Annotated in this window: 6 protein-coding genes; all 6 read left to right on the forward strand. The window is 71.0% G+C overall.

Going from position 1 to position 6000, the window contains the following annotated elements; genetic code table 11:
* Positions 1-220 precede the first annotated feature (220 nt).
* Positions 221-595, forward strand: coding sequence for a hypothetical protein (locus VFH10_RS15120; protein ID WP_325129998.1), 375 nt, complete (start codon positions 221-223; stop codon positions 593-595).
* A gap of 3 nt (positions 596-598) precedes the next feature.
* Positions 599-1099 (forward strand): hypothetical protein, encoded by a 501-nt coding sequence (locus tag VFH10_RS15125; RefSeq protein WP_325130000.1) that lies wholly within the window; start codon positions 599-601, stop codon positions 1097-1099.
* 205 nt (positions 1100-1304) lie between these two features.
* On the forward strand, positions 1305-1646 hold the full coding sequence (locus VFH10_RS15130; protein ID WP_325130002.1) for a VOC family protein: 342 nt from the start codon (positions 1305-1307) through the stop codon (positions 1644-1646).
* Positions 1647-1677: 31 nt separating this feature from the next.
* Complete coding sequence (locus VFH10_RS15135) at positions 1678-3003, forward strand: lanthionine synthetase LanC family protein (protein WP_325130004.1); 1326 nt, start codon at positions 1678-1680, stop codon at positions 3001-3003.
* Positions 3004-3175: 172 nt separating this feature from the next.
* The gene (gene cimA, locus VFH10_RS15140) at positions 3176-4774 is read left to right on the forward strand and encodes a citramalate synthase (protein ID WP_325130006.1); all 1599 of its coding nucleotides are present in this window, start codon (positions 3176-3178) and stop codon (positions 4772-4774) included.
* Positions 4775-4818: 44 nt separating this feature from the next.
* Positions 4819-6000, forward strand: a 1182-nt coding sequence (locus VFH10_RS15145; RefSeq protein WP_325130008.1) for a TrpB-like pyridoxal phosphate-dependent enzyme, incomplete at its 3' end; no start/stop codon positions are given.

The raw sequence follows: 6000 nt of genomic DNA on the forward strand, positions 1-6000 counted from the left end.
TGGTCACCTCTAGCTTGATCGGTATGGAACCGGTGGTGGACGACCTCGAGCGGCAGGCGGTCGCCGCTGCCATCATCGAGTCCAACGCGACTCTGCTGGAGGTGGAGGCGCGCCAGTTCGCACTGGCCGCGCAGTGGGCTGATCTTCATCCGATGTCGTCGGGGACGGTGCTGCCGGGCACGGAGCGTGCGCGGCGGTACGGCGGGGACGGGACGCCTCGGTGCGGGTCCGGCAGGCCCGGCACGTCGCCTCCCGCACCCGCGCCACCGGCCTGTCGTTGATGCAGGCGCGGGAGGTGGACGCGGCCACGACGCCGTACCTGGCCACCCTGCCGTGGGGCCGGTTCGTGGACCTGTTGGAGGCGCGGATCATCGCCGCCGACCCCGACGCCGCCGAACAACGCCGGTTGACCGCGGAGCTGGAGCGGTTCGTGATCACCGGGCAGTCCAACGAGCACGGCCTCAAGACACTGGTCGCCAAGGCCACCGCGGGTGAGGTGATCTACCTGGTCGCGATGGTGGACCGGATCGCCGAGATCCTCCTCCACCAGGGCGACACCGACCCGGTCGGCGCCCGCCGGTCCAAGGCCCTCTGAGTCTTGGCGCATCCGGAACGCGCGCTCACACTGCTGCGGGAGGCGACACCGGCGGTCGAGCCCGTCGAGACCACCACCCCGCCGCCGCCAGCGACCCTGTACGTGCACGTCTCTCGCGAGTCCCTGGTGTCCGGGGCCGGGGTAGCGCGGATGGAGGGCGTCGGCCCGCTCACCATCGGCCAAGCCTCCGAGTTCCTCCAGCACTCCCACGTCACCATCCGACCGGTGATCGACCTCGACCAGGACCGGCCGGTGGACTGCTACGAGGTCCCCGACCGGCTCCGCGACCTCATGCATCTGCGTACCCCGGCGTCGGCGTTCCCGTACTCCTCGGCCACCGGACGCCGGATGGACCTCGACCACACCATCCCCTGGGCCGACACCGGGCCGCCCGGTCAGACGAGGATCGGGAACCTCGGCAAGCTCACCAGGTTCGAACACCGAGTGAAGACCCACGGCAAGGGCTGGCGACACCGACAACCCGAGCCCGGCGTCCACCACTGACGGACACCCACGGGCCACCAGTTCACCGTCGACCACACCGGCACTCGGGTCTCGACGGGCTCGACCACCGAAGGCACGGGCTCGACCACCGGAGGCACGATCTCGACCACCGGAGGCACGGCGTACGAGCGCGCCTTCGCTGACTTCCTGGCGAGCCGCCGCGCCTGAGAGCCCGTCCGGTCCGCGTCCCGGCTATCGTCCCCGCATGGAGAGCAGCTTCGTGAAGTCGGTGACGTTCGACTGTGCCGACGCGCTTCGAGTCGCGACGTTCTGGGCCGCCGCGCTCGGCACCGACGTCGACGAGGACTCGACGGTGGGGAAGGCGTTCGTCGAGCCGGCCGGCTGGGGAGGTCCGACCCTTTGGTTCCAACGGGTGCCGGAGGGGAAGACGGCGAAGAACCGCATGCACTTCGACCTGCGCGCGCCCGGAGGCCGGGTCCACGACGAGGTACGACGGCTGGAGGGACTCGGAGCGACCGTGCTGCGGGACGGCGACGACCTCGTGGTCATGCAGGACCCAGAGGGCAACGAGTTCTGCGTCGAGTGACCGGAACACGCGACAGTGGCATCATCGGCCGATGACGTCGGCTGACGAGCAGTACCTCGCCGTCGCGGAGGCGGCGTGGCGGTGGGTGCTCGATCAGGTGCGGTGGGACGACGGTCCGTGGGTCCCGGTGTCGGTCACGGTCCCGGCGGCCACCGAACCCGGGTGGGACCGCGACGGTCTGCACAGCGGCGTCGGCGGCATCGCGCACGTGCTCGCCGAGATCCGGCTGGCCCGGCCCTGGACCGCCGAGGAGCGAAGGCTGGCGGACGGGATCGCCGACCGGGTCCGGGCGGGGATCCCCACCCAGACCGACTGCACCTACTTCGACGGGCTCGTCAGCACCATCGGGGTTCTGGTCGCGCTGCGGGCCGCCGGCGCGGACGCCGCGGTGGCGCGGCTGGCGGCGCTGGCCGAGCCCGACGGCTGGCCGCAGACGGTCCTCAAGGGTCCGAAGTACCTGCCGGGTGCCCGCATCAACGACGTCACGCTGGGTACGGCGGGCGTGCTGCTCGGGGCGCTGTGGGCACACCGCCACGACGTCACCGAAGCGGTCGACCTCGCCGAGCACGCCGCCGCCGTGCTTATGGCGGAGGGGGAGAACGAGTCGACCGGCACCAACTGGCGGATGGTCTCTCCGCGCTTCGGTTCCTCCACCGGGGACGCCCAGATGCCCAACTTCTCGCACGGCGTTGCGGGGATCGCCACAGCCCTGGCGCTCGCCGGGGCCGATCTCGACCGTCCGGACCTGACCAGCGCGGCCCGGAGCGGTGCCGAGCACCTGGTGTCGCTCGGCGACAGCGACGGGCAGGGCTTCGTCGTGCCGAGATACCTCCCGCGCGACTTCAACGACCAGGACGAGGTGACCTACACCTGGTGCCACGGCGCCACGGGCACGTCGCTGCTCTTCCTGGCGCTGGAGCGCGCCGGCGTCGAAGAGGTCTCGCACCTCGCTCCGCTGTCCTGGCACGGCCGGTGCCTGCACAGCGTCCGGACGTCCGGCATCCCGGCCCGACTGCGCCCCGGCTTCTGGGACAACGACGGGCGCTGCTGCGGCACGGCCGGCGTCGGCGACGCGTTTCTGGACTCGTGGCAGCGCGCGGGTCGCGACCAGGATCTCGAGTTCGCCCGTCGGCTGGCCGACACCCTGGTCGAGCGCGCGGTGCGCGAGGGGCAGCATGCCTACTGGAGGTTCATCGAGCATCACGCCTCCGAGCCGCTGCTGCCGCCCGGTGTCGGTTGGATGCAGGGGGCCGCGGGGATCGCGGCGTTCCTGTTCCGCGTCGGCCGGATCGTGCGCGACGGACGAGACGCGGAGGCTGCGCCGCGCATGGACAACTGGTGGGCCGTGCCCGAGTGACGATCGGATCCTGGACAACGGTTCCACGGGACGGACGACGGTGGCACACTCGAACGCGTGCAGCACCAGATCATTATCAGCTAGCGCGCCCGGCACCTCCCGGACGCGCTGACCTCTCGTTCCCACGGGAGGTCTTTTTGTTGCCAGACCACCCAGACCCCGAGGTGCACCAGTGACAGGCCCAGCCAGCAACACCGACTTCCACGTCTACGACACGACGCTGCGCGACGGCGCCCAGCAGGAGGGACTCAACCTCTCCGTCGCCGACAAGCTCACGATCGCGCGGCAGCTCGACGGGCTCGGGGTGGGCTACATCGAGGGTGGCTGGCCGGGCTCGAACCCCAAGGACACGGAGTTCTTCCGGCGCGCCCGGGAGGAGCTGAAGCTCGAGAACGCCCGGCTCGCCGCCTTCGGCGCCACCCGCCGGGCCGGTGTGAAGGCGGCGGACGACCCGCTGGTCGCGGCCCTGCGCGACTCGGGCGCGGGCGTGGTCACGCTGGTCGCCAAGTCGCACGACCGGCACGTCGAGCTCGCGCTCCGCACCACGCTGCAGGAGAACCTCGCGATGGTGCGCGACACCGTCAGCCATCTGGTCGCCGAGGGCCAGCAGGTGTTCCTCGACGCCGAGCACTTCTTCGACGGCTACCGCGACAACCGCGATTACGCGCTCGAGGTGCTCCGCGAGGCGTACGACGCGGGCGCCGAGGTGATCGCGCTCTGCGACACCAACGGCGGCATGCTTCCGCCCTGGGTGTCCGACGTGGTCAACGACGTCATCGAGACCACCGGGGTGCGGGTCGGCATCCACTGCCACAACGACACCGGGTGCGCCGTCGCCAACACCCTCGCGGCGGTCGACGCGGGCGCGACTCACGTGCAGGGCACGCTCAACGGGTACGGCGAGCGCACCGGCAACGCCGACCTCGTGTCCGTCGTGGCCAACCTGGAGCTCAAGCTCGACCGCCGCGTGCTGCCCTCGGGCCTGCTCAAGGAGGCGACCCGGATCGCGCACGCCGTCGCCGACGTCACGAACTTCCCGCCCGCGTCACGGCAGCCCTACGTCGGGGTCAGCGCCTTCGCGCACAAGGCCGGCCTGCACGCCAGCGCGATCAAGGTGGACCCGAACCTCTACCAGCACCTCGACCCGGTCGCGGTCGGCAACGACATGCGCCTGCTCGTCTCCGACATGGCCGGCCGCGCGTCGATCGAGCTCAAGGGCCGCGAGCTCGGCTTCGACCTCGCCGGCGAGAAGGAGCTGGTCACCCGCGTGACCGAACGGGTCAAGGACCTGGAGTCGCGCGGCTACACGTTCGAGGCGGCCGACGCGTCGTTCGAGCTGCTCCTGGTGGAGGAGGTCGAGGGCGCCCGTCCGTCGTACTTCACCGTCGAGTCCTGGCGCGTCATCACCGACTCCAGACCCGGGGAGGAGGCGGTGTCAGAGGCGACCATCAAGCTGCACGCCGGTGGCGCCCGGATCCTCACCACCGGCGAGGGCAACGGCCCGGTCAACGCCCTCGACCACGCGCTGCGCGAGGCGATCGGGCAGGCCTACCCGGAGGTCGCCAAGTTCGAGCTGATCGACTACAAGGTGCGAATCCTCGACCAGGGTCACGGCACCGACGCGGTCACCCGGGTGCTGATCGAGACCAGCGACGGTGAGTCGTCGTGGGTGACCGTCGGCGTGGGACACAACGTGATCGAGGCGTCCTGGGGCGCGCTCGTCGACGGGGTGACCTTCGGTCTCCGCCGCCAGGGGGAGCAGCCGCAGTAGGACGCTAGGGTCGGATGGACGTTCCGCCAACCCCGAGGTCGGTCATGACGAAAACCCTGCAGCACAAGGTCAATCTCGACGAGTCGGAGATGCCGACCCGCTGGTACAACATCCTCCACGACCTCCCGACGCCTCCGCCGCCCGTGCTGCATCCCGGGACCGGCGAGCCCGTGGGCCCCGAGGACCTCGCGCCGCTGTTCCCGATGGACCTGATCGCCCAGGAGGTGTCGGCAGAGCAGTACGTCGAGATCCCCGGCGAGGTGCTCGACGTCTACCGGCTCTGGCGGCCGAGCCCGCTCTACCGGGCGCACCGGCTCGAGCGGGCACTCGGCACACCCGCGCGGATCTACTACAAGTACGAAGGCGTCTCGCCGGCCGGTTCGCACAAGCCCAACACCGCCGTGCCGCAGGCGTTCTACAACGCCCGGGCCGGCATCAAGAAGCTGACGACCGAGACCGGCGCCGGCCAGTGGGGCACCGCGCTGGCGTTCGCGTGCGCTCAGTACGGCCTCGAGTGCGAGGTGTGGCAGGTCCGTGCCTCCTATGACCAGAAGCCCTACCGCCGGGTGATGATCGAGACGTTCGGCGGGACGGTGCACCCCTCGCCGTCGGACCTGACGGAGGCGGGCCGCGCGATCCTCGCCGCCGACCCGGACTCCACCGGCTCACTGGGGATCGCGATCAGCGAGGCGGTCGAGAAGGCCGCCGGGGACCCGGCCGTGAACTACGCGCTCGGCAGCGTGCTCAACCACGTGCTGATGCACCAGACCATCATCGGCGAGGAGGCGCTGCTCCAGTTCGCCAAGATCGGCGAGACGCCTGACCTGCTGGTCGGCTGCACCGGCGGCGGCTCGAACTTCGGCGGACTGGCGTTCCCGTTCCTGCGCGAGAAGTGGGCCGGCCGGATGGCGCCGACCGTGCGCGCCGTCGAGCCCGAGGCGTGCCCGTCGCTGACCAAGGGCCGCTACGCCTACGACTTCGGCGACACGGCCGGCTTGACCCCGCTGATGAAGATGCACACCCTCGGCCACGACTTCGTGCCGGACCCGATCCACGCCGGCGGTCTGCGCTACCACGGCATGAGCCCGCTGATCAGCCACCTCTACGAGACCGGTGAGCTCGAGGCGCAGTCGATGTCCCAGAGCGACTGCTTCGCCGCGGGCGTGCAGTTCGCCCGCACCGAGGGCATCGTGCCCGCACCCGAGCCGACCCACGCGCTGGCCGCG

Origin of the sequence: Nocardioides sp. (assembly GCF_035697785.1) — a bacterium.
Classification (GTDB): Bacteria; Actinomycetota; Actinomycetes; order Propionibacteriales; family Nocardioidaceae; genus Nocardioides_B.